Origin of the sequence: Govania unica, from assembly GCF_027920805.1 — a bacterium.
In the GTDB taxonomy this organism is placed as follows: Bacteria; Pseudomonadota; Alphaproteobacteria; order Sphingomonadales; family Govanellaceae; genus Govanella; species Govanella unica.
In genome coordinates this window covers 159816-184628 of sequence record NZ_JANWOI010000002.1, presented here as the reverse complement: position 1 = coordinate 184628, position 24813 = coordinate 159816, and the positions used below count along the sequence as shown (strand labels likewise).

Annotated in this window: 23 protein-coding genes and 1 tRNA gene; 16 read left to right on the top strand and 8 right to left on the bottom strand. The window is 57.8% G+C overall.

Going from position 1 to position 24813, the window contains the following annotated elements:
* Window positions 1-61: 61 nt before the first annotated feature.
* The 5 genes from NYP16_RS05755 to NYP16_RS05735 all read left to right on the top strand — a co-directional run bounded on the left by NYP16_RS05755 (window position 62) and on the right by NYP16_RS05735 (window position 4976).
* On the top strand, window positions 62-997 hold the full coding sequence (locus tag NYP16_RS05755; protein WP_274943165.1) for a LysR family transcriptional regulator: 936 nt from the start codon (window positions 62-64) through the stop codon (window positions 995-997).
* A 99-nt stretch (window positions 998-1096) separates the two neighbouring features.
* Window positions 1097-2032 carry a dihydrodipicolinate synthase family protein gene (locus NYP16_RS05750; RefSeq protein WP_274943164.1) on the top strand — a complete coding sequence of 312 codons (936 nt, stop codon included), beginning with the start codon at window positions 1097-1099 and terminating at the stop codon, window positions 2030-2032.
* A complete protein-coding gene (locus NYP16_RS05745) occupies window positions 2019-3221 on the top strand; it encodes an NAD(P)/FAD-dependent oxidoreductase (RefSeq protein ID WP_274943163.1) in 1203 nt (400 codons plus the stop codon). The genes NYP16_RS05750 and NYP16_RS05745 overlap by 14 nt, the downstream gene beginning before the upstream one ends.
* On the top strand, window positions 3218-3532 hold the full coding sequence (locus tag NYP16_RS05740; protein WP_274943162.1) for a (2Fe-2S)-binding protein: 315 nt from the start codon (window positions 3218-3220) through the stop codon (window positions 3530-3532). Before NYP16_RS05745 ends, NYP16_RS05740 begins: the two co-directional genes overlap by 4 nt.
* A complete protein-coding gene (locus NYP16_RS05735) occupies window positions 3525-4976 on the top strand; it encodes an NAD(P)/FAD-dependent oxidoreductase (RefSeq protein WP_274943161.1) in 1452 nt (483 codons plus the stop codon). Before NYP16_RS05740 ends, NYP16_RS05735 begins: the two co-directional genes overlap by 8 nt.
* A 16-nt stretch (window positions 4977-4992) precedes the next feature.
* On the opposite strand, the gene NYP16_RS05730 is transcribed toward NYP16_RS05735, so the two are convergent.
* The 6 genes from NYP16_RS05730 to NYP16_RS05705 form a co-directional block, all read right to left on the bottom strand.
* Window positions 4993-6846 carry a DUF885 domain-containing protein gene (locus tag NYP16_RS05730; protein ID WP_274943160.1) on the bottom strand — a complete coding sequence of 618 codons (1854 nt, stop codon included), beginning with the start codon at window positions 6844-6846 and terminating at the stop codon, window positions 4993-4995.
* Window positions 6846-9128, bottom strand: coding sequence for a TonB-dependent receptor (locus NYP16_RS05725; RefSeq protein WP_274943159.1), 2283 nt, complete (start codon window positions 9126-9128; stop codon window positions 6846-6848). The genes NYP16_RS05730 and NYP16_RS05725 overlap by 1 nt, the downstream gene beginning before the upstream one ends.
* Window positions 9129-9195: 67 nt before the next feature.
* Complete coding sequence (locus NYP16_RS05720) at window positions 9196-9699, bottom strand: nuclear transport factor 2 family protein (RefSeq protein WP_274943158.1); 504 nt, start codon at window positions 9697-9699, stop codon at window positions 9196-9198.
* 173 nt (window positions 9700-9872) lie between these two features.
* Complete coding sequence (locus tag NYP16_RS05715) at window positions 9873-11123, bottom strand: amidohydrolase family protein (protein ID WP_274943157.1); 1251 nt, start codon at window positions 11121-11123, stop codon at window positions 9873-9875.
* Window positions 11124-11556: 433 nt separating this feature from the next.
* Window positions 11557-11645 (bottom strand) — tRNA-Leu (locus tag NYP16_RS05710).
* 155 nt (window positions 11646-11800) lie between these two features.
* Entirely contained in the window at window positions 11801-12589 is a 789-nt protein-coding gene (locus tag NYP16_RS05705; RefSeq protein ID WP_274943156.1) for a competence/damage-inducible protein A, read from the bottom strand.
* Window positions 12590-12626: 37 nt separating this feature from the next.
* Here NYP16_RS05705 and sfsA point away from each other — a divergent pair, with 37 nt between their 5' ends.
* The 9 genes from sfsA to NYP16_RS05660 all read left to right on the top strand — a co-directional run bounded on the left by sfsA (window position 12627) and on the right by NYP16_RS05660 (window position 21423).
* Window positions 12627-13334, top strand: a complete 708-nt coding sequence (gene sfsA / locus NYP16_RS05700; RefSeq protein ID WP_274943571.1) for a DNA/RNA nuclease SfsA — start codon at window positions 12627-12629, stop codon at window positions 13332-13334.
* A 22-nt stretch (window positions 13335-13356) separates the two neighbouring features.
* Window positions 13357-14196, top strand: coding sequence for a type I methionyl aminopeptidase (map, locus tag NYP16_RS05695; protein WP_274943155.1), 840 nt, complete (start codon window positions 13357-13359; stop codon window positions 14194-14196).
* 36 nt (window positions 14197-14232) lie between these two features.
* On the top strand, window positions 14233-14931 hold the full coding sequence (gene radC / locus NYP16_RS05690) for a RadC family protein (protein WP_274943154.1): 699 nt from the start codon (window positions 14233-14235) through the stop codon (window positions 14929-14931).
* Between the two features lie 119 nt (window positions 14932-15050).
* Window positions 15051-15383 carry a hypothetical protein gene (locus NYP16_RS05685; protein WP_274943153.1) on the top strand — a complete coding sequence of 111 codons (333 nt, stop codon included), beginning with the start codon at window positions 15051-15053 and terminating at the stop codon, window positions 15381-15383.
* Between the two features lie 50 nt (window positions 15384-15433).
* The gene (locus tag NYP16_RS05680; protein ID WP_274943152.1) at window positions 15434-17473 is read left to right on the top strand and encodes a TonB-dependent receptor family protein; all 2040 of its coding nucleotides are present in this window, start codon (window positions 15434-15436) and stop codon (window positions 17471-17473) included.
* The gene (locus NYP16_RS05675) at window positions 17470-18189 is read left to right on the top strand and encodes a hypothetical protein (RefSeq protein WP_274943151.1); all 720 of its coding nucleotides are present in this window, start codon (window positions 17470-17472) and stop codon (window positions 18187-18189) included. Before NYP16_RS05680 ends, NYP16_RS05675 begins: the two co-directional genes overlap by 4 nt.
* Window positions 18190-18250: 61 nt before the next feature.
* A complete protein-coding gene (gene purB, locus NYP16_RS05670) occupies window positions 18251-19549 on the top strand; it encodes an adenylosuccinate lyase (protein ID WP_274943150.1) in 1299 nt (432 codons plus the stop codon).
* Window positions 19550-19677: 128 nt separating this feature from the next.
* Window positions 19678-20586 (top strand): flagellar motor protein MotB, encoded by a 909-nt coding sequence (locus NYP16_RS05665; protein ID WP_274943149.1) that lies wholly within the window; start codon window positions 19678-19680, stop codon window positions 20584-20586.
* A 78-nt stretch (window positions 20587-20664) separates the two neighbouring features.
* Window positions 20665-21423 carry an arginyltransferase gene (locus NYP16_RS05660; protein ID WP_274943148.1) on the top strand — a complete coding sequence of 253 codons (759 nt, stop codon included), beginning with the start codon at window positions 20665-20667 and terminating at the stop codon, window positions 21421-21423.
* On the opposite strand, the gene NYP16_RS05655 is transcribed toward NYP16_RS05660, so the two are convergent.
* Window positions 21420-23468, bottom strand: a complete 2049-nt coding sequence (locus NYP16_RS05655; RefSeq protein ID WP_274943147.1) for a TonB-dependent receptor plug domain-containing protein — start codon at window positions 23466-23468, stop codon at window positions 21420-21422. The two genes, NYP16_RS05660 and NYP16_RS05655, sit on opposite strands and share 4 nt — an antisense overlap.
* 123 nt (window positions 23469-23591) lie before the next feature.
* On the opposite strand from NYP16_RS05655, the gene NYP16_RS05650 reads away from it, so the two are divergent.
* Both NYP16_RS05650 and NYP16_RS05645 read left to right on the top strand, forming a co-directional pair.
* Window positions 23592-24053, top strand: a complete 462-nt coding sequence (locus tag NYP16_RS05650; protein ID WP_274943146.1) for a hypothetical protein — start codon at window positions 23592-23594, stop codon at window positions 24051-24053.
* 76 nt (window positions 24054-24129) lie between these two features.
* On the top strand, window positions 24130-24528 hold the full coding sequence (locus NYP16_RS05645; protein WP_274943145.1) for a winged helix-turn-helix domain-containing protein: 399 nt from the start codon (window positions 24130-24132) through the stop codon (window positions 24526-24528).
* A 66-nt stretch (window positions 24529-24594) separates the two neighbouring features.
* Here the strand turns inward: NYP16_RS05645 and NYP16_RS05640 are convergent, their stop codons facing one another.
* The gene (locus NYP16_RS05640; RefSeq protein ID WP_274943144.1) at window positions 24595-24798 is read right to left on the bottom strand and encodes a hypothetical protein; all 204 of its coding nucleotides are present in this window, start codon (window positions 24796-24798) and stop codon (window positions 24595-24597) included.
* Window positions 24799-24813: the final 15 nt, after the last annotated feature.

Below are 24813 nucleotides of genomic sequence, written 5' to 3'. Positions count from 1 at the left end.
TTGCAACGTAATGCTACTATCATAGCATAATACGCAAACTACGACACAGGGGCGGCGCGGAATGAACCTCGGGCAATATGAACGTCACATTCAATATCTGTTCGAAGCCGCCCGCACCGGCACTATGCGGGCCGCAAGCGAACGCCTGAACGTTGCGACCTCTTCCATCAGCCGGCAGATTGCCTTTCTTGAAGCTGAACTTGGCACCCCTCTTTTGGAGCGCGGGCGGCGATCCATCAAGCTCACCGAGGCGGGCGAACTTCTCATCCGTTATTACCGCGAAAAACAGGCCCATGACGAAGTTTATATTTCCGAGTTGCAGGAACTGCGCGGCAACCGATCCGGCCATATCATCCTGGCCATTGGCGAAGGCTTTGTGAGCCCGCTGTTCTCGCGCATCCTGCATCAGTTCACGGATCTTCACAGTAACATCAGCCTGTCGATCAATATTGAAAGCTCGAATAAGGTTCTTCAGCTCGTGCGCGACGACGAAGCGCATATCGGCATGGTTTTTCATTCTCCGCCGGACCCGAAGATCCGCACCGTCATTACTGTGCCGCAGCCGCTCAAGGTCATCGTCCATCCGGATGATCCGATGGCCCAGCGGGCCTCAATCAAACTGTCTGATCTCGCGGAGTACCGGCTGGCGCTTCCAGACCAGTCATTTCGTATTCGCGAGATGCTTTCTCCCCTCGAAATGCAGGCGGGGGAGCGGTTGTCGCCAATCATGACCACCAATTCTCTGGCCCTGCTTAAACAATTCGTCAAAGATCGTCAGGGCGTTTCCATCCTGAGCGAGATCGTCGTGTTCGATGAACTGGCCAAGGGCGAGTTAATCGCCGTGCCGCTCGATCATCTTGAACTGCAAACGACAAAGTTTCAAATCGTCACCCGGCTTGGCCGATTGTTGCCCATCCCGGCGAGCAATCTTCTCAAGACCATCGAGACCAATTTGCGCGCCGCCTTTCGAAACCAGCCAGCCAAAAACACAATCTGAATTTCGTTACCCCATACGCAACAAATATTCATTTTCTTTGCAAATCAAAACCTTCTAATTTTCTCTTCAGACCCTGATTTGCGAAAGAAAGTGATTAGAATGGATAGATCCAGCGTCGATTGGCGGGGTTACATCCCGGCAACAACGACGACATTCGAGCGTGACGGCACCTATAACGATGCCAAATTCCGACAGTTGTTGGAGTGGCTGCATGCGCAAGGCATGCACGGCACCGTTATTGCGGGCACCACGGGGGAATGGTTTGCGCTCGACCGCAGCGAGCGTCTGGCTGTCTATCGCGCGGCTGGCGAAACCCTCAAGGGAAAAATGACCATCATTGCCGGTTGCACAGGATTTTCCGCCGATGACGTGGTTGAAAATGCTCAGATGGCCGCCGATGCAAAGTTTGACGGCATTCTTGTCACGCCGCCTCCCTATATTGCGCCGAATGAATCCGAGCTTTTTTCTTTTTACGAAGACATCAACAACCGCATCAGCCTGCCGATGTGCGTCTATAACTGGCCGCCAGGAACCAACATCGATATGTCTTTGGGCCTGCTGACGCGGCTCGCCGATCTTGACAAGGTCGTCGCCATCAAGAATTCGACCGGCAACTTCCGACATTTCCTCGACACGTTCTTCGCGCTGAAAGATAAAGTCCGTATTTTCGGCGTTCCCATGAATGAGATGGGCGCGAGTCTTGTCCAGCATCACAATGCCGACGGCCTGATGGGTGCAGGCGGCGTTCTCGGGTCCGATCAGCCCAATTTCTTCAACTCCATCTGGGCCGGAAACATTGATGAGGCGCTCGCCTACGGGGCCAAGGATCGGGCCATCATGACCGAATGGTTCAACCACGATTACACCGCCAAATTCGGCTCAGCCGCCGCCATTTTCAAGGAAGCCCTGAATGTGCAGGGTGTTTCCGGCGGCTATCCACGCAAGCCATTGCTGGAACTGACGCCAGAAAACCAAGAAGTGATTTGCCACAGCCTGCGTGCTTTGGGTAAAACCTTAGTTCATGACGCAGCATAACGTTCTGATCATTGGTGGCGGGTTGGTTGGCTGTGCCACCGCCTATTATCTTGCAAAGGCTGGAGCCTCGGTTGTTCTGGCCGAGCAGGGTCAACTCAACCGCCAGGCCTCGGGCCAGAATGCCGGCTCGCTGCATTTTCAGCTTGAACATCGTCTGATCGAACATGGCGACCGGCAGACCGAACAATTCGCCCAGGTCATTCCGCTCAACCTGCTGGCGATGAAACATTGGGCCGGTCTTGAGGCGGAGCTTGGCGAGGATATCGAGATCGTCATGAAGGGCGGCCTCATGGTCGCCGAGACCGACAGCGAAGTCGCGTTACTGAAAAAGAAATTCGCCCTTGAAGCGCAATGGGGACTGCCGACCCAGTTGCTGACGGGCGACGAAGCGCGCGTGATCGCCCCCTATCTGTCGAAATCGATTCAAGCGGCCGGATATTGCGATCAGGAAGGCCATGGCAACCCGCGCCTCGTTACTCTGGCCCTCGCACGCGGGGCGCAAAGACACGGCGCCGACATTCGCACCGAAAGCAAAATATTGGCCATCAAGCGGGCCGGGGCGGGTTGGCAGGTTGATATCAAAGGCCCAAATGACGTCGTTGAAACCCTGGAAGTGTCCGCGGTCGTCAATGCGGCCGGAGCATGGGCTGGCAATATCGCACGCATGGTCGATATCCATCTGCCGGTCTTCGCCGTGCCGCTGTCCATGAATATCACCGACAGCGGCCCCGCCGTGATCGGCCATTTGATCCAGCATGCCGGACGCAAGCTGTCCATGAAACAGGTGCATGGCGGCAATATCCTGATCGGCGGTGGCTGGCCATCCCAATTCCAGCATGACGCCGGCGTCATCACCACCGAGCGCCGCCCCGAGCTTGTGGAACAGAATATCATCGAGAATTTGAAGGTTGCCGCCGACATCATTCCCATGGTCCGCAATCGCTATCTGCTGCGCAGCTGGACCGGCATTGTCGGCATCACCACCGACCAACTGCCCATTCTCGGCGAAGTGCCCGAAGCTCCGGGATTTTTTGTCGCCACCGGAGGCTCCGGCTTCACCCTCGGCCCGACCTATGGGTATCTGATGAGCGAACTTATCCTGAGCGGCCGCACGTCGTGCAAAATAGACGCCTATAGCCCGGCCCGGTTCCGCCATATCAACATGTTCATGGGTCAGGGCAACAGATGAGCAAACGCCTCGACAATACGATCGACAGAGGGACGCCGATCTCCATTCAGATCGATGACCACGTGATCTCCTGTTTTGCTGGCGAAACCATCGCAACGGCGCTGCTCGCCACCGGACGGCTCGCGTTCCGGCGTGATCAGGCGGGGAACCCACGAGGCCCGGTGTGCAATATGGGCGTCTGTTTCGAATGCATGGTCGAGATCGCAGATACCCCCCTTCCGATCCGCCGCCGGGCCTGCATGACGCCTGTCAGCGACGGTATGCGAATTTACACGGGAACCACCGAGAAACGAGACGGCGAACATGAGTGAGCAGAGCCCCATCATCGCCGAAATCGATGTCGCCGTGATCGGTGCCGGACCTGCTGGCATGGCTGCGCTCACGGTGCTCGCAAGCCAGCCCGGCCTCACGATTCATGTGATTGACGAACAGCCCGCCGCCGGGGGCCAGATCTACCGCCAGCCGCCCGGAAATTTCAGCGTGCCCCACTGGCTGGACGGAAAACTTTACGACGCCGGAAAGCAGCTGCTGGCCAAGGCGCAGGCCGCCCCCGGGATCAACTGGCACTTCAGCACCACGGTGCTCGGCATCTTCCGGTCCGGCGACACATCTGAAAAATATCTCCTGTGGCTGTCCTCGCCTGCGGGTCTGGTCCGGCTCAAGGCCAAAGCCGTCCTGATCGCGCCGGGCTGTTATGATCTGCCGGTGCCTTTTCCCGGCTGGACCCTGCCTGGCGTCATGGCAACGGGCGGCATTCAGGCCTTTGTCAAAAGCCAGCAGATTGTGCCGGGCGAACGGTTCCTGTTTGTCGGCAGCCATCCCTTGCAACTGATCGTCGCCGATCAAATTCTAAAGGGCGGTGGCGAGGTCGCGGCGGTGGTCTTCGCGCAAAGCCGCATGACCTTTCTGAAGGCCGCAGCAAATCTGAAAGTCATCGCGCAACATGCGCGTAAGTTCCTTGAAATCGCCCGGATATTGGTACGGCTGCAGCGGGCGGGCGTGCCTGTGCTCTTTGGTCAGGCAATCCGGCGAGCAGAGGGCCAGGGTGCCGTCAGCTCCGCCACCATCGGCAAAATTGACCGCCGGGGCCGGGCCATTGCCGGAACGGAACATGTGATCGCCTGCGACCGGGTTGGAAGTTGCCACGGCTTTCTGCCCTCCGCCGAACTGGCCCGGCAGGCCGGGATCGAGGCCGAATGGGATAGCGCCTCAGGCGGCGGATGGATCATTCCCCATGATGACTTTATGCGGACGGCAAAACAGGGCATTTACGTTGCCGGTGAAATCACCGGCGTCGCAGGGGCGGAGGTTGCCGCCGCTGAAGGCCATCTCGCCGCTCATGCCATTCTGCTGGATCTCGGGCGCGTGCGCGCAACTGAAATCGCCGAGCCGATCGCGCGTGTGAAATCAGAGCTTCAGCGTCTTGATGAATTTGCTCGCTTGCTCACGGCGCTTGGCCGCCCGCCGGTTGACCTGCTGGATAGCCTGACAACCGATGACACCATTTTGTGCCGTTGCGAAACCATCACCGTGAAACAGTTCGACGCAGCACTTGCGGCCGCCCCGCATCTTCAGACAGCCGACGCCGTCAAGCTCGCCTGCCGGACAGGTATGGGACTGTGCCAGGGCCGTTATTGCGGACATGCCGTCACGCGTCGACTGGCCAAAGTCCATAACCTTGGTGAAGCCCAGGTCGGCGGCTTCACCCCGCGCCCGCCCGTCAAACCGGTCCTGATCAGCGATCTTGTTCGCTGATCAGGATTTACGGGGATCAGTTGGTATGGGCGATTTTCTTTTGGGCGATCCAGCTATCAACGGCCTGTTCAACGGCCCATAGCGGGATATACCCGTTCCGCAGCACCACATTGTGATATTCGCGAATATCGAAATCCGGACCGAGCGCGACGCGGGCGCGTTCCCGCTCATCCTTAAATTTCTTCATGCCGACCATGAAGGACGTGGCCTGACCAGGCACCGCCAGATAGCGTTCCACCGCGAGCCGGTTGGCCGCTTCGGAACTTGGCGTATTCTCGTTCAGATATTTGATCGCCTGTTCGGCCGACCAGCGCTTATAATGAAGGCCGCTATCGACCACGAGACGCGTGGCCCGCCATAACTCACCGGACAGCCGGCCGAAGTCAGCATAGGGATCCTTATAGAAGCCCATGTCCTTGGCGAGACCTTCGGCATAAAGCCCCCAGCCTTCGACAAAGGCACTGTTCTGCCACCACTGATCAACCTTGCGCAGTTGCGGAATCGATTTATCCACCATGATCGTGGAAATCTGCATGTGATGGCCCGGCACGCCCTCATGATACAGAAGATCATCCATATCAAACGTCGCCATGATCTTCATATTGGAAAGATTGAGATTGATCACGCCCGGTCGTTTGCCGTCCAAAGATCCGGCCTCATAATAGCCGGACGGTGCCGACGCTTCCTTATAGGCCTCGGTACGGCGCACTTCGAGCGGCAGAGGCGCTGGCGCGAAGAAAACTTCGGTCAGTTTGGCCTGCATGTCGCCGACAATACCCCGCGCCCGATTGAGGTAGGCCATGCGGCCCTCATCGGTATCGGGATAATAAAATTTCGGATCAGCCTTAGTCTGCGCCATGAAGTCAATCACGCTGCCGCTCGCGCCGACGGTCTTCATGATGGCCTGCATTTCATGCTGAACACGCGCCACTTCACGCAGCCCGAGGTCATGAATGTCGGCCGGAGTCATCTTGGTCGTGGTGAACTGACTGATCAGAAATTCATAGAATGCAACGCCGTCCTTCAGCTGCCAGACGCCGCCATCCGTCTTCGACAGTGCAGCCTGTTGCATCAGCAACGCCACAAGGCGATCGTAAGCCGGTTTGAACGACGTTGTGAGCGCCACCCGTGCTTTGGCAAGCAGGGCGGCTTTCTGGTCGGCGGGAATGTCCAACGCCGCAATTTTCCGGTTGAAGTCAGCCCAGACCGGGCTATCCGGGCCTGTATCATAAGGCGCACCGGTCACAACCTGTCGCGCGTCGGCAATCAGAATCGGATACAACTGCTTCGGCATATAAATGCCTTCAGCAGCCTGACGCCGCATCTGATCCATCAACTGGCCGAACAACCGGTCAGTGGCTGTGAGGCGGCTGATATAGGCCTCCGCATCGGCAACAGTGTCGATCGAATGCTGATTGATCAGAATGCCCGGAACTTCGACCTGCAACCCGACAATCTGATTGAGCGGATATAACTGATTGCGCCAGCGATGGCGGTCGAGCAGAAGATTTTGTTCATCAATAAAAACGCGGTACTGCAGCTTGCTTTTCTCATCAAGCTTATCGTACTGAAATTTCGTCTGCGCGGTTTTCAGGTCTTTTTTGACGCGGGCTATGCCAGCCTCTTCGGCGCGGGCCGAGATATCGTCCCATTTGCCATAACCTTCTTTGCGGCCAAAATTCGTGGCCAGCATGGGGCTGTCCAGAATTTCCTGCTCGTAAATGCCATTCAGGAATGACTGGAACCGCTCGGATTCAGTTTGCGCAGTGGCAAGCGCTGCCGGGGCCGCGGCCGCGTTAGAAACAGGAATGGTGGCTGCAAAAGCAGCCACCACCAGTGTCATTACTGACCCATATTTTAGCATCGCCATCAGTTCGTCTTCACGGTCAACTTGACACCGAAGGAACGGAAGGACGGCTCAAGGAACATGCCGCCAATGAAGGCTTTTTCATAAGCGTTGGTGAAATACTTCTTGTTGAAGATATTTTCAGCATAAACATTGATGCCGTAGTTGTCGCTTTCAACACCACCGCGGAGATTGAAGAAGTTGAAGCTCGGGACATCATACGGGAAGCCCGAATGTCCAAGCGCCGCAATGTTCGACTTGATCGCGTCCTTATATGACCATTCAGCCCGGATAAAGCCGTTATACCCGTCAGCAATCTCGCGGTTATATTCGACATTGGCGCTGAGCGTCCATTTCGGCGCGTTCGGAATGGTGTAACCGCTAAGGTCCATAACATTGCCATCGACAACCGCGTTCGGGAAGTCCTTGAACTTCGCGTTCAGGTAACCCGCAGTCCCGCCAACCGTCAGATGCGGCATGACAAGGGCCTGCATATCAAGCTCGACACCATAGCTGCGTGCCGATGCCGCGTTACCGATCCCCTGAACAAAGCTGACGCCGCCGCCCGGGCCCTGAACACCGAACGAGTACTCAACCTGCATGTTCTTCCAGTCCATGTAGAAGGCTGCAAGGTTCATACGCAGGCGCTTGTCAAGAAACTCAGTCTTGATACCGGCTTCATAGTTCCACACGGTTTCAGGCGCAAAGGATTCATGTCCGGTCGCGGCGCCAACCTGAACGCCCCCGGACTTGAAGCCACGTGCCGCCGTGGCATAGAGATTGACTTCATCGCTGGCGGCAAAATTAACGGCAACTCGCGGCGAGAAGCTGGAGAAGCTGGCCCCGGCGTTGACGGCATCGGTAATAATGCCATTAGAGGTGTTGAAGTTATTGGCGCTCACTTTTTCACGCGTAAAACGCCCGGCCAGAGTCAGGATCAAGCGCTCGTTGACATGCCAGGACCCTTCCCCGAAAACGGCGTAGTTTTTGGCATTGCCATCCGAATAGGTCGTGGTCACAGCATCGCCTGGCGCCCAGATGAATGGTGCAGGGTTCTGTGTGCCGGCATAAGTGATCTGAGCGGTCTTGCCTTTGTCATGGCCAACAATACCGCCAATGGTCCAGTCGATGCGACCGCCCGGGTTGGACGAAATCCGCAATTCCTCGCTGAGCGAGCTGCGCTTGATCGACTCTTCTTCATAGAAGAGATCAAGGCTCGATCCGTCGATATCGCCGTGCAGGAATTCTTTGGAATGAATATAGCCTGTTACGCTCGTGACGTTGAAATTATCGGCATGATAATTGATACGGCCAGTCGCATAATAAAGCTTCGTGCCCACATCCTGCGGGCGATTGAAATTGACGCGGTTGGTATTTTCCGGCCAGAAGCCAACGCCGTCCGGCAGAGCCTGCCCGCCGTTGATGACAGGGAAACCATAGCCGCCAGCATAGAGGCCCTTTGAGAAGGTAGCCAGAACACCAGACGGCACACCGGCGCGCATGCCGACCTTTTCATCGGTGCCCGAGACAGTCAGATCAACGGTCAGTTGCTCATTCGGGGTGATGCGGACAATGGCCTTGCCATATTTATAGGTGCTGTCGTTACCGCCGCCGATGGGGTTGATGTTCTTGATATTTCCATCGCTGTGCTCATAGCGTCCGACAACACGGACAGCGAGCTTGTCTTCGATGACCGGCAGGTTGCCGATGGCCTGAAGATCCCAGGTATTGAAGCTTGAATAGCCCACGGACCCTTGAGCAAACACCTCATTGGTCGGCTGTTTGGTGGTGATGTTGATGGCGCCGCCGATGGAATTGCGACCGAAATAGGTGCCCTGCGGACCACGCAGAATTTCGATGCGATCGATATCGACGATTTCCGGATTGGAGGTGCCGCTCGCAACGTTGAATTCGTCGATATAGAAGGCGAAGCTGCCAGCCTTGATGTTTGAATCGGCGGAAAGCTGATCGCTGACGCCGCGCAGGCTCAGGGACTTACGATCACGCGAGCCCTGGCTCGTGAAGCTGACGTTCGGCGTCTGGGAAAAATAAGCTTCAACGCCTTTGATATTCTGCTTCTCGATCGCCGCCGCCGAGAACACGGTCATGCTGATCGGAACTTCGCGTACGTCCTGGGTCCGGCGCTGTGCCGTCACCGTGATTTCTTCAAGTCCCGCCATATCGCCAGTTGCTTCTGCGGCAAAGGCCGTGCTCACAGCAAGTGTGGCCAGAACAACTGACGATGCGCTCGACAAAAGCGTCAGGTTTTTGAAGCGATTTGACTGAAGTGTCTTCCTCTGAAGCATTTCCATCTCCTGGATATAGATTATTTCTTTTGGGTTGTTTTACGAAAGTCGACTGAACAGCCGCGCCTTATTTGGTTGCGCTGGTCTCATCAACTGGCACGCTGACAAAATTGATCAGCGAAATTTTTCCATTGCGTATGCTGGCATAGCCCATCACCCGCTCTTTGGAGTCTTTGCCATCTTCGGTCGCCGTCACGAAATGATGCGTGAAAATCCGGTCGCCCTTGCCATTGGTGAACTCGTCGATGAAGGGCAGGATGATTTCAACCGCCTGGGTGCGTTCCTGGATTTTGCGGAAATGCGCTGCCAGATCGGTCGGTCCCTTGGCACTGTCACGGCCATTGATACGCATGATGGCATCCGGCGTGAAATATTTGGCAAAGGCCTCGGTGGTGAAGCCATCTTGCTGTTTGTAGGCGCTATTCCACCACACAAACATCGCAACCAGCGGATCGTTTTTGGCCGCTGCTGCTGCCGGCGTCGCAACCGCACCGGCCAGACCGCTCATCATTATCAAAGCAAGTAGAATTTTCTTTACCATGGTCACGCTTCGCTCCTCCAGTCGAGACATGCCCGGCTAACGACAACGGCAAACTCGATGCGAAGCGTCACCACACATGTGCGATCATTATTCCAAATGCTAATGGTCTCGAATGTGTTAGTTCAATCGTTATCATTGTTCGATTTTGTTGCGCTTTTAGCAAACTACTCGAACCCGCCGATAACGGCCAGCCTAACCCTCGCCTACCAGTCGTTGCGGATGACGTTGCCACCCTTCATGACAAAGCCGATGGTGCGCAAAGCCCGAATGTCCTGCAACGGGTTCGCCGTCACGGCAATGATATCGGCATATTTGCCCGACTGGAGACCGCCAAGATCGGCCTCCGCCCCAAGCATTCTAGCCGGATTGACCATGGCCGCGCGCAACGCCTGAAGTGGCGTCATCCCGGCTTCCACGTAAAGTTCCGTCTCGCGAACCGCGGCCACGGTACCCTCGTTGGGCTCGAAGGGAAACTGGTCCGTTCCCATGGCGATATTGACGCCGCCCTTGATGGCGGTTTGCAGGCTATGCCAATGCGCCTTGCCGACCAGCTTCGCCCGTTCGAGATACCAGGGCGGAGAGCCGATCTTAGCGAAGAATTCCAGCGCCCCCGCTTGGCTCACAACAATGGTTGGAACGTACCATTTGTCACGCTTTTTCATCTCACGAAAGACTTTTTCGTCGAGATAATAGCCATGTTCAAAAGAATCCACGCCAGCCTCAAGAGCTTGCAGCGTGGCCACCGGCGACCCGGTATGCGCCGCAACCTTCGCCCCGTGGCTATGAGCGATCTCGACCGCTGCCCGCATTTCCTCGGACGTCATGTCGGAGGCGGCAATATCGCCGCTGCTGTCCGCAAGACCCTTGCTGATCATCAACTTGATCCAGCTCGCCCCGGCCTGCAGCTGCTGCCGCACGAACTTGATAACCGCGTCCTTGCCGTCAATCCCGTTCGCCTCGAATTCTCCCCCATGCCCTCCGGAGGGAATGAGCGGATCACCGGCGCTGAAAATACGCGGGCCAACAATCAGGCCCTTGTCGATGTCGGCCTTCAGCGGAAATTCGGCATGGGCGCGTTCCCCGGTCAGGCGGACAGTGGTCGTCCCGGCCCATAAGGAGGCCTGCGCATTTCGTTCCATGCGTAAAGCCAATCCAGCCACGGACTCATGCGCCAGTTCCATTCCCTGTGTACCGGGCAGCACAAGTCCGAAATGCACATGCATGTCCATCATGCCAGGTAACAACCATTTGCCCTCCGCATGGATGACGTCCGCACTGACCGGAACCTGAACCGCCGACGCCGGTCCCATAGCCTTGATCCGCTGTCCCTCGATCAGGATCACCGCATTCTCTATAAGCCTGCCGGTTTCCAGATCAACAACAGTCCCCCCGACAATCGCTTTCATCGGCTGGGCCGTCTGCGCATGCACAACAGTCGGAAGCACAGTCAGCATGAGATATGTCAAGCCCTTGATACCAAGTCTTTTTATCATATTTTTGCACTTTTAGTTAAGGACAGCGGTGACTTCGATTTCAATCAGGAAAATTGGCAAGGCCAATGCAATGGTCCGGCGCGCCTCCCAGAGCTCTTGTCGACAAACGGGTGGAATCCCTGACGCCCCCCAAAAGGCCCTTAGATTTGTGATGATATCGTGGCAAAAGATTTGGCTCAATTGCACGGGCCAGGCGAAATCGTTGCCCTCAACGCAACATGTGCCGCTGCCAAGCGGCACAACGTCTGCGCCAGCCCGAAGAAACTGAACTCAGGCTGATCAAATAGGTTGGTGTTTATGTTCTGAAGACAGGGATTGACGGCTACCCATCCCGACCACCGGATCGAGCCCCCAAAAGCATCAAGCCTTTATATGAAATATATCAATAACCTGATGGTGCCCGCTGCCGGAATCGAACCGGCACAGAGGTTACCCTCCGAGGGATTTTAAGTCCCTTGCGTCTACCAATTCCGCCAAGCGGGCACATGAGGGCGTCGGTGGTGGTGCGGATCTTATATGCCTCAAACGCATGAGGTTGAACAGATGTGATTATTCTTATTCCGTCATTTCCTGACCGAGGGAGATCGCGTCGGGATAGGCCCAGCTTTTACGGGTTAATCGCCCCAGATCCACGTCCCCTATTTCAGATGGATATCTGCTTCACCCTCATGGACCGTGAAGCCGTTTTTCTGAAGTTCGGCCCGCAAATCATCCAGAGCCGCCGCCAGCGCCACTGGATCTGGCGAGCGCAGCACGAGGCTTGCCCCATAGCTGTCGTCGGTCACGAAGGGGTAACTGCCGATCGCCACTTCGGGCGCGCGGTCCTGCACCAGGCTGAGTGTCGCCGCCATGGTGGATTCGCCCGCGAAAACATGAAGCGCCGCCGACTGCACCTTGCGTCCGCCCTGCAACCGGCCGCGCAATTCTTCCAGCATGGCCTGCATGACGCGGGGGATGCCCGCCAGCACGAACACATTGCCGATCTCGATCCCCGGCGCACCGCTGACCGGATTGGGCACGGTGCGTCCGCCTGCCGGAATGCGGGTCATGCGGCGGCGGCCTTCGGTCATAGGACCGTTCATTCGCGTCATCAACTGACGCTCGGCCTCGGCATTGAATTCAAGCGGCACGCCAAAGGCCGCGGCGACACAATCAGCCGTGATATCGTCGTGGGTCGGGCCGATGCCGCCGGTGGTGAAGACATAATCAAATGCCCCACGCACCGCGTTCAGAGTGGGCACGATCACCTCGGCCACATCCGGGATCACCCGCACCTCGCGCAATTCAATGCCTTCTTCATTCAGCCACTTGGCCAGATAATTGAGATTGGCATCTTCCGTACGGCCGGACAGGATCTCGTCACCGATGATCAACAGACAGGCCGTCACGCGCTTGACCGGGTCTGTTGCCGCCATATTCTGGGTCATCATTGCGTTCCTTTGTCCTGACGGTTACAAACCGGGTATGAAATTCGATCATCCTCTGCTCCCCGGCCGCCTCGTCAAGAGATATAAGCGATTCCTGGCCGATGTGTCTCTCCCGGACGGACAAATAGTCACGGCCCATTGCATGAACTCGGGCTCCATGCTGGGGCTTGCGACCCCCGGCAGCCCGGTCTGGCTGTCGCCTTCGACCAACCCGGCCAACAAGCTCAAATATAAATGGGAACTGGTCGAGATCGACGGCGCGCTTGTGGGCATCAACACCGGCCACCCGAACAAACTCGGGGCCGAGGCCATCACCGAAGGCCTGATCCCGGAACTCGGCGGCTATGCGACCATCCGGCGCGAGGTCAAATATGGCACGAATTCGCGGATAGATCTGCTGCTTGAGGGACATCAGAACGGTCTCCCGCCTGCCCATGTGGAAATCAAGAGCGTAACGCTCAAACGCGGCCCGGAAGCCGAATTTCCCGATGCCGTGACCGAACGCGGGACCAAACATCTCCGGGAAATGGCCGAAATCGTGAAAAATGGCGGCCGGGCGATCATGTTCTATATTGCACAACGGGCCGACTGCACCCATTTTTGTCTGGCGGAGGATATCGATCCGCGTTATGCGCAAGCCTTTCGCGCAGCCCGGGACGCCGGGGTTGAGGCCATCGCCTATGCCTGTGACCTCAGCCCGACGGAAATCCGGGTGGCCCGGCCGCTCGCGTTGAATATTGATTAGTGATGACGAAGAAAGCATGACCATGGACAAGTCTCGCGGCAATTATATCCTCGCCTCGGAAGCCCCCCTGACCGCCACAAGCGCGATCAAGCTGCACGGGCCCGAAGGCTTTGAAGGCATGCGCCGAGCCGGTCGTCTGGCCGCTGAGACGCTCGATTTCATCACCCCCCATGTGCGAGCGGGCATCACCACCGATGAACTGAACAGCCTGTGCCATGATTTCATTATCGAAAATGGCGGCACCCCGGCCCCGCTCAATTACCGGGGTTTTCCGAAATCGGTGTGCATTTCGCTCAATCATGTGGTCTGCCACGGCATTCCGGGCGACCGACGCCTGAAAGACGAAGACATCCTCAATATCGATGTCACCGTCATCGTCGACGGCTGGCATGGCGACACCAGCCGCATGTTCACGGTCGGCACGACCCCGGTCAAGGCCCGCCGCCTGATCGACATCACCTATGAATGCCTGATGCTCGGGCTTGCCGCCGTCAAGCCGGGCGCGCGGCTCGGCGATATCGGGCATGCCATCGAAACCTATGCCAAATCGCAACGCTGCGGCGTGGTCGACGTGTTCTGCGGCCATGGCCTCGGGCGGATTTTCCATGACTCCCCGAATGTATTGCATTGCGGCCGTCCGGGCACCGGCCCAGAACTGGTCGAAGGCATGTTTTTCACCGTCGAGCCAATGATCAATCTCGGCAAGGCCGATGTGAAGGTTCTGGATGACGGCTGGACCGCGGTCACCAAGGACCGCTCGCTATCGGCGCAGTTCGAACATAGCGTGGGCGTCACCAAGGACGGCATCGAAATTTTCACGCTCTCGCCGAAAGGGCTCCACAAGCCGCCCTACAATCTCTAGAGTAGGGGCCCGTCATGCTGCCAACAGGGGGAACAGGTGGCAGATCAGGACTCTCTCGACCAAAAGCCACATTACCACGGACATCGTCAGCGCCTGAAAGAGCGCTTTTTTGACAAGGGTCCGGACTCGCTCAAGGATTATGAGCTGCTGGAGCTTTTGCTCTGCGTGGCCATTCCACGCCGGGATCTGAAGCCGCTGGCCAAGGACCTTATCCGCCGCTTCGGCAGTTTCAGCGCCGTGTTGAGCGCACCGCGCGACCGGCTGCGCGAAATTCCCGGGGTTGGCGAGACGGTGCTGCTCGCGCTCAAGGTCTCCCAAGCGTCAGCCATCGCGCTGCAACGTGAAGATATCCTCAATCAGCCGGTCATCAGTTCGTGGAAGGCGCTCATTGGCTATTGCCGCTCGGTGATGGCCCATGAACAGAACGAACAGTTCCGGGTGCTGTTTCTCGATAAAAAGAACACGCTGATGATGGACGAGCTGCAAAGCAGCGGCACCGTGGACCAAACCTCGATCTATCCGCGCGAGGTCATCAAGCGGGCGCTCGAACTCGGGGCCACAGCGCTTATCCTGGTGCACAACCACCCAAGCGGCGACCCCACCCCGTCCCGCGAGGACATCGAGATGACCCGCGAACTCAAGGGCGCGGCGGAAAAACTCGGCATCAATGTCCATGACCATCTGGTCATCGCCCGCAACAGTCATGTGAGCTTCAAGACGCTCGGATTGCTGTGACGCATTAATTTCCGCAATCCCACCCCCCATTATTGACTTCGCCCGAACCCCTTTCTATTGTCCGCGCCATGGGACGGATAAGGACATTTAAATCTCCGCTGATCATGGCGCTTTTCGCCATGTTCGCACATGTCCTGATGAGCTTCATGCCGACCATGGCGGCGCCGGTTCCGGGCAAGGAACTCAGTCTCGCCGAAGCCCTCGCGGTCGTCTGCTCCTCCTCCGGGGCCGAGAGCAACGGCAAGCTTTCCCACGACAGCTGCACCCATTGCACGCTCTGCGTGAGCGTCGCGGCCAAGGCTCCGCTCCTGCCCCTGCTCGCGATCGCCTATCCGACCCGTCAGCAGGATGTCTGGCGCTTCCGCGACCAGACCATAAGCCTTGCTCTTGCCCCGCCTTTCGCGCGGCCCTTTGCGCAAGCCCCCCCTAGCCAGTCTCCGATCACGCTTTAATCTTTTGCGCGCCCGTCTCTGGCGTTCTATTCTGCATTCGGAGTCTATCCATGAAACTGTCCATAAAGGGGGGCTCGACAGCCCTTGGCCTTATCTTGGCCCTGTCATCCACGGCCAAGGCTGATCCGGCGGCGCTGACCGACCGGGTTCTTGTCGAAGGCAAAGCCATCGGCAGCCTGACCGCCCCCACGGTCGACGCAGCCGTGGAAGCCATTCGCGAGACACCGGGCGGCGTTGCCCTGGTGCCGCAGGAAGACTTCGACAAAATCTTCGCCCTCAATCTTCAGGACATGCTGGCCAATGTGCCGGGGGTCTTCGCCAAGCAACGGTTTTCCGAGGAAGTGCGACTGTCGATCCGAGGTTCCGGCCTGTCGCGCAGCTATCACATGCGCGGTATCACCCTGTTGCAGGACGGCATGCCACTGACGCTTGCCGATAATTCCTCGGACTTTCAGGAAGTCGACCCCCTGAGCCTGCGCTATGTGGAGGTGTTCAAGGGCGCGAACGCCCTTCGTTATGGGGCGGCCAATCTCGGCGGAGCGGTCAATTTCGTCATGCCGACCGGGCGTACGGCACCTGTCCCGATCATCCTCAGCCTTGAAGGCGGCAGTTTTTCCACCCTGCGCGGTCATGCAAGCTATGCCTATGCGGACGAACGCATGGATGCTTTCGTCTCGGCCACCGGTGCGGTCTCCGACGGCTACCGCGACCATAGCGACATGAAAAACGCCCGGCTCTTTGGCAATGTCGGGTTCCGGGTCAACGACGACGTCGAAACCCGCTTTTATCTCGCCTATAACAACATCAATCAGAAACTGCCGGGCTCGCTTGGTTACGCTCAGGCGCTTGACGATCCAAGATCCACACTGCCGACCTTTACTGTGGGCGATCAGGCCCGCGATATCCAGTCCCTGCGCCTGTCGAACCGCACCGTGGTCAATCTCGGGGACCAGACCCTGACATTTGGGGTCTATGGCACCTACAAAAAGCTCTATCACCCTATTTTTCAGGTGATTGACCAGACCACCTATGAATATGGCGTCTATGGCGAGGTCAAAAGCCCGCTCGCCATCGGCCCTCAGGGCGGCGAGATCACCCTTGGCGTCACGGCCGGACATGGCAAGACCGATGCTTTACGCTATGTGAATATCCATGGCGAACGTGGAGCTTTGACGGCCCTCGGCAAACAGGGAGCGAGCAACCTCCAGGCCTATGTGGATGGCCGTCTTGGCATCGTGCAAGGACTGAGCCTGATCGCGGGCGGCCAGTTCATCCACTCGACCCGAAAATATGAGGATTTTCTCACGCCAGCCTTGAGTGCCGACAAGACGTTCGACAGCTTCAGCCCGAAGTTCGGCCTGCTGTGGGATCTCGGCAAAAGCGCTCAGGTCTTTGCCAACATATCCCGGAGCTATGAAGTCCCGACCTTTGCCGAACTGGTGCAGGCCCCCATTCCGGGTTTTGTACCGCTTGAGGCGCAAAAAGCCTGGACGGCGGAACTCGGCACCCGTGGTCAGGCCGGGATCTGGGCCTGGGACCTGTCGCTCTATCGCGCCTCGGTCCGGAATGAGTTGCTGCAATATACAGTGGACGCCAGCATCCCCGCCGCCACCTTCAACGCCGGAAAGACCCGCCATCAGGGGATCGAGGCCGGTCTGGCCGTGACGCTCATGGAAGGTCTGACGCTCCGTCAGACCTATACGCTCAATGACTTCCGCTTTGTCGATGATGTGCAGTTTGGCAATAATGTTATCGCGGGAATCCCCAAGCATCTCTATCGCGCCGAACTTAATTTTGCCCGCGCCGGGTTTCACATCACCCCAAGCATCGACTGGGCCATGTCGAAAGCCTATGTGGACTTTGCCAACACCAAGAAAGCCCCAGGTTACGCCGTTCTGGACGTCAGTGGCGGATATGATTTCGAGCATGGCCTGACGATCTATGCCGATGGCCGCAATCTTTTGAACAAGCGGTATATTTCAAACTTCGGCACAATCACCGATGCCCGCCTGCCGATCTCGCAGGCGGTCTATTATCCGGGTGATGGCCGAGCCGTTTATGTCGGCGTGAAGTGGGCGTTCGGCAAATGATGCGTTTTCTGCTTTCCCCCAAGGGGCGGCGCATTCATCGTCTGCTCGGGCTCGTGTTCGGGCTTTATCTGTTGGCGGCGGCCCTGTCCGGGCTGTCGCACAACCTGATGTCGGCCTTTTTCATGCCGCCGCCTCCGGCCCGGTCGAGCGCTGCGTTCGACCTTGCCTCCATCACCCTCTCGCCGCGCGACTCCGTCGCGCGGCTCCAAGGCGTCGATCCCGCGTCCGTCGAAGGCGTCAATCTGCGGATTATCGATAGCAAACCCTGGTATCAGCTGTTCATCCGCGGGCAGGCAACGCCGTCCTATGTTCGCGCCACCGACGGCCTGACCGACCCGCACGCAGACGCCCATCACGCCGCCGAAATCGCCCGCACCATCTTCCCCGGCCAGACAGCCCGCCTGACCGCCCGGCTGGATGCCTATGATGATGAATATATCACCATCTACCGGCTGCTGCCGGTCTACCGCTTTGATGTGGCTGACGGAAAAGGCAGCAGGGTCTATATTTCGACCGTGACCGGATCGGCGGCCTTTGCCACCACGGACGGCCGTCAGGCGATCTCGAATTTCTTTTCGACCGTCCATAAATTCAATTTCATCGCCAACAAAACCCTCAAGCTCAGTCTTTTGACCTTTTTTGCCGGGGGAGCCATTCTCACCGTCTTGTGGGGATTATTGATGTGGCTTGCGCAAAGACGGCGGCGGGGGACTTGAGCCCCTGCCCCTATTCTGCTAGAGCCCTTGACCAACTCTGGCTTCAGGAAGGATTTCGCCCATGATACCTCGCTATTCCCGCCCCGAGATGGTCGCCATTTGGGAACCTGAACAGCGCTTCCGCATCTGGTTCGAGATCGAAGCCCATGCCTGCGACGCTCAGGCCGAGCTTGGCGTCATCCCCAAGGAAGCCGCCAAAGCCGTCTGGGATCTTGGCAATTTCGACGTCGCCCGCATCGACGAGATCGAGCGCGAGGTGAAGCATGACGTGATCGCCTTCCTCACCAGCCTGTCGGAATATGTCGGGCCCGAGGCGCGGTTCGTGCATCAGGGCATGACCTCGTCCGACGTGCTCGACACCTGCCTGAATGTTCAGCTCGTCCGCGCCGCCGACCTTCTGCTTGCGGATATGGACAAGCTGCTCGACGTCCTGAAGCGTCGCGCTTTTGAACATAAGGACACGGTCTGCATAGGCCGCAGCCATGGCATCCATGCCGAACCGACCACCTTCGGCCTCAAGATGGCTCAGGCCTATGTGGAGTTCGTGCGCAACCGCGAACGCCTCGTCAACGCCCGCAAGGAAGTCGCCACCTGCGCCATTTCGGGCGCGGTCGGCACCTTTGCCAACATCGACCCCTATGTCGAGGAACATGTGGCCAAAGCCATGGGCCTTGAGATCGAGCCGGTCTCGACCCAGGTCATCCCGCGTGACCGCCATGCCATGTATTTCGCCACCCTGGGCGTGATCGCAAGCTCCATCGAGCGGCTGGCTACCGAGATCCGTCACCTTCAGCGCACCGAAGTGCTTGAAGTTGAAGAATATTTCTCGGAAGGCCAGAAGGGCTCCTCGGCCATGCCGCATAAGCGGAACCCGGTTCTGACCGAAAACCTCACGGGCCTTGCCCGTCTGGTGCGCGGCTTTACCATTCCGGCCATGGAGAATGTGGCGCTTTGGCACGAACGCGACATTTCGCATTCCTCGGTCGAACGCATGATCGGCCCGGACGCCACCGTCACCCTCGATTTCGCCCTGGCCCGCCTGACCAATGTCATGGACAAGCTTGTGGTCTATCCTGACAACATGATCCGCAATCTCGAACGTCTTGGCGGGCTCATGCATTCGCAGCGTATTCTGCTGGCCCTGACCCAGGCCGGCGTCAGCCGCGAGGACAGCTATCGCCTAGTGCAGCGCAACGCCATGGTGGTGTGGCGTGAAGGCAAGGACTTCCTGAGCCTGCTGAAAAATGATCCGGATGTGTCAAAGGCCCTTTCGGACGCCCAGCTTGAGGAGCTTTTCGACCTCGGCTACCACACCAAGCATGTGGACACGATCTTCAAGCGCGTGTTCGGCGCCGCCTAAGATCGTCTGAATTCTGACAGAAACGGGGGCGCAGGAGATCATCCTGCGCCCCCATTATCTTTACATCTTCAACCCATCCTTAACCTTATGCACCGACACTCCGGAGAAACCATTCCGGACAGGGTGTCATGGCGCGTAAAGGTAACGACGAAAAACGGCCGATCATCATCAAGCGGGTCAAAAAAGGCGGTGGCAGGCATCACAGCAGCGCCTGGAAGGTCGCCTATGCCGATTTCACCACCGCCATGATGGCCTTTTTCATGCTGCTTTGGCTGTTGAACGTGACCACCGAGGAACAGCGCTCGGGCATTGCCGATTATTTCGCCCCGACCAGTGCCTCAAGCAGCAGCACGTCGGGATCAGGCGGCGTTCTGGGTGGCACCGCCCTTGCGACGGATGGCTCCATGAACAGCGGCGCGGTCCTCATGACCATGCCGAAACCGAGCCAGGTCACCGACGGCAGCGCCACCGGCAAAGGCGACGAAGCCTCGATGGAAAAAACCGATAAGGAAAGCGAATGGCAAAAGGCCATGTCGGAACGTGAGAACCAGGCCTTCGCCGAGCTTGAAGCCCAATTGCGCCAGGCCATCCAGGATGTGCCCGAACTGGCAAGCATGACCGATCATATCGTGGTCGACATCACCGATGATGGCATGCGTATTCAGGTGATCGACAAGGATAACCGGGCCATGTTCAAAAATGGCACCTCCGATCTTTATGGCTATGCCCGCACCATGCTGCAACAGATCGCGAACCGCCTCGTCCGGACGCCGAACCGCATCACCGTCACCGGGCATACCGACAGCCAGCCAGCCGCAGGCCCCGCCGGATATTCGAACTGGGAACTGTCGAGCGACCGCGCCAATTCTGCCCGCCGTGTGCTCCGCTCATCAGGCATTTCCGAAGACCGTTTCTCGGCCGTGCGCGGCAAGGCCGCCACTGAACCGCTGCTGCCCGATCAGCCAAATCGCCCGGAAAACCGCCGTATCACCATCTTGCTGCTGCGCGAGGCCCCCGTCCTGCCGCCCAAGCTTTGAACGTAAGCATTGGACTTCGGGTCGGCTTGGGGCATACTTGAAGCTGACAAAACTTATCAGGACCGACGTGAAAAAGCTGTGACGGACCAGTCTTTCAATTTCCCGAAATTCTACGTCACGACCCCGGGACCATGCCCCTACCTGCCCGAGCGGATGGAGCGCAAAGTGTTCACGGAGCTTGCCGGCGGCAATCCACTCGCCCTCAATGAGACGCTCAGTCAGGCCGGTTTCCGGCGCAGCCAGTCGGTGGCTTATCGCCCGGCCTGCGACGGCTGCAACGCCTGCACCTCGGTGCGGCTGCGCGCCCCCGACTTCAACTGGACCCGGTCCTGGCGACGCATCATCAACCGCAACAGCGACCTCATCGCGACCGAGGTGCCGCCCTGGGCCACCACGGAACAATATGACCTGTTGAAACGCTATCTCGACGCCCGCCACCCCGAAGGCGGCATGACCGACATGTCGATCATCGATTATGCGGAAATGGTCGAAACCAGCCCGGTCGAAACCCATCTCGTGGAATATCGACTTGCCCGCCCCGGCAGTCTTGAGGCCCATGGCCTGCAACCGCCAAGCGGCCGCCTGATCGGGGTGGCACTCATCGACGTGATGACCGATGGCCTGTCCATGGTCTACAGCTTCTTCGACCCGCTTGAACCGCGCCGCAGCCTTGGCAGTTACCTGATCCTAGACCATGTCCGGCGCGCCCTCGGGCTGTGCAAGAATTACGTCTATCTCGGCTATTGGGTCAAAGGCAGTCGTAAGATGGCCTATAAAGCGAGCTTCTCCCCGCTTGAGCGGCTGACCCCCGCGGGCTGGATCGAATTCCAGCCTTAATATCTGATCCGCAGGTTGAGGAAGATATTACGTCCTTCCTCGGGGAAGCCATCGGCCAACTGATAGTTGCGGTCGAACAGGTTTCTGACCCCGGCGGCAAGCTCCAGATTATCCGTCACCTGATATTGCGCATTCAAATTGGCCAGCACATAAGCGCCGGTCTTGTAGTAAAGCCCGCCACCAGTGGTGACCGTCCAGCGGCTTGATGCGAGTTCAACGCTTGGCGTCAGAGACAGGCCGGCGAGCGGCCGATAATCCGCATACACGAACGCCTTGTGATCCGGCACATCGAGCGGACGGAAGGCTGCGATACTCGGGTTATGCAGCTTTCTGTGCGTATAGGTGTAATTACCGCCGAAATCGAAATTATCCGCAACAGCTGCCTTAACTGCGAGTTCGAACCCGTAATAGGTGCCATCGCCCAGATTCTGGTTCTGCGTCACGTTCTGGCCGTTATAAACGACCGGAACCGACTGAATAGCGTCCTTGAGATCGCTATAGAACAGGGCCCCGCTGAGATCGACTTTATCAGCCAAACGATCCGCCGCGCCGATTTCGAAATTGATCGCCCGTTCCGGCTTCAGATTGGGGTTTGACGTAGCCCCGCCAAAGCGTGAGGAATAGCGTTCAAAGATGGTCGGAAAACGGCTGCGCGAGGAGACGCTCGCATAGACCTTGGCGCTGTCGTTATGGTGGTAGACAATAGCGCCCTGCCCGTTCCAGGCATGACTGTTCTTCAACTCATAATAGACGAAATTGCCGCTGGCATCGCCCGCCCAGTCTTCCGCCCGACGCAAATCGCGCCAGTCGTAACTGACCCCAACAACCACATCGACCGAGGCAATCGGGTGATAGGTGTTTTCAAGCGCAATCGAATATGTATCCTCGATCGTCACCTGATCGGGTTCGGTGAAGCCGCTTGGAAATATCGTCTGACGTTCCACATGTTTGTCGCGGCGATAATGGAACGCGCCTTTAAGCAGATTGTTTTCAAGCGCGCTCATATCAAGCTCAAGACTACCGCCCCAGGCCTTGTCGCGATAAGGGCTGTTGAAGGCCTTGGTCAGGGTTTGCGTGTCGTAGTTTTTATTGTCAAAAGCGCGGATGCTGTTTTCAAGCTGATTGTAATAAAGCCGCGACTTCAGATTGAACGCCTCGCCAAGCTGCGTTTGCGACAACCAGTAAAGGCTCGTCACATCCCAATAGGGCCAGCGCCAGTTACGCTGACTGTTGACCGCATCCGTCACATGATGGGGCGCGTCTTTACTGCCTGACTGTTTGGTGAAGCTCAGCGAATATTCGTCGTCGTCATACGGGGTGAACCCGGCTTTGACATTGACCTTCCAGTCGCGTGTATTCGAATGATCGCGGTCGCCGCTGGCCTGATTGGCGGTCGGCACGAATTTGCCCGACAGGCCCCAGTGATCGCGCTTGGTGATCGAGCCGCTGCCCTGCAGGTAATATTTCTCCTGCCGCGTGCCGACCGAGGCATAGCTGTTGAAGCCGCCATAATTCACATCGCGATCAAGCGAGATCCCAACCCGCGCTTCCGCCTCAAGGGCGCGTTCGGGTTTCCGCGTCACCAGATTGATCGCCCCGCCAAGCGCGCCCGGCCCGTCGATGACCGACACATAGCCTTTGACGACCTGAATTTCCGACAGATCCGAGGTGAGGAAACGACCGAAATCCAACCGGTTATCATAGGGCATATACAGCCGGATGCCGTCTATCATCAGGGGCACCTGGAACCGGTCAAAGCCGCGCACATTGATCAGGCGCTCGTTCCGCGATCCGCCGCTGTTCGACGACGACGTCCCCGGAATAAGCTTGAGCGCATCATCAAGGATGATCCGGTTGAATTTCATCATCTCGGCACTGTCGAGCGTGCTGATATCAATCCCCGCCATATCGGGCCGTGCGCCGAGAATGGTCATCTCGCCAAGATTGAAGACATTTTTGGTCTGATCCGCCGCAAATACATGCCCGGGAACGACAGCCACCCCCAGCACCATGAGCGCCATCGTCGAAACAGAATTCTTGCGCATATTTCCTCCGGCCCAGTTATACTTTTTGGGTTGCAATATATCGTGGCGTATATAACGATTCGCTGTATACGGTCAAACATATCGAACTCCAAAAGCCACCGGGGAAAACAAATGACAAAATCCATGTTATTGGGCCTGGCTATGATCGTCGCGGCATCAACCCAGGCCCACGCGTATGAGACAGCCGCCAAACCCGCCTGCGACAAAATCGATACGGTCTTTCCCGCCGCCTTCACGGCCTGGGGCAAACCCAGCGCGGCCATCGCCACGAAAGCCGCAGCGCCGCTCAACAAGCGCGTCACCGCCAAACTGCCGGAAGCCGCCGACAAAACCCATGCAGGCACGTTCAGTCTGGACGTCCCGGCGGACGGCATCTATATGATCTCGGCCAGCAAGCCGATCTGGATCGATGTCATCCAGAAAGGTGTGACCCTGCGCGTCGTGAAACATGGCCATGATTATGCCCCCTGCACGAGCATCCGCAAGACGGTGGAATTTCCCCTCAAGGCTGGTCTGGCAACGCTCAATCTCTCCAAAAGCTTTACGGCCGCTGTCGATTTTCTGATTGTCCGCAAAGCGCCGTAACAGCCTAAGCAACGGAATAAATTGCCGCCGCTCCCAAAGGCATTATGATGTGCGCATCGGCTTTTTGGGAACGGCTATGTCACGCTCAGCTTCAACTTCCGAACCATTATCCGCAGAGCTTGCGCCACGGCTCAAGCTCTATGCGCGCGTGCTTCAGGGGCAGGAGATTGTCCTTGGGCCGGGCAAGGCCGATCTCCTGGACGCTATTTCCCGTGACGGATCGATCACCGCCGCCGCAAAGACCATGGGCCTCAGCTATCGCCGCGCCTGGCTGATGGTGGACAGTATGAACAAGGGCTTTCGGGAACCGCTCGTGGCGGCGGCTCATGGCGGGTTGCGCGGGGGTGGGGCTGCGGTGACGCCGTTCGGGCTCGATATCCTGAAGCGCTATCGCACCATGCAAACCGAAATCGAGGCTTTGGCCGCGCGCCATTTCAAGGGCCTCAAACCCCTGCTGAAACCATCGGACAGCTGAAAAAACAAATGCGCGGCGCCAAGCGGCCCGCGCATCATCGCACTAGGCGAAATGGTAACTCAGATTTCAAGCGGCTTGTATGCTGCCGCCTTGAAAGTAACGATCGATTTCCGCGCGCAACATGGCGCGATCGACCATATAGACGCCAAGACGGCCATCCAACACTTCATAGGCACGCGACCGATTTTCCGGGCGCACATGCTTCAAAAGGACGCGCGCCACACGGCGAATGCCATCCAGGTCATAGTCAAGAACGGGTAAAGATCTCATATCTACATCTCCAGT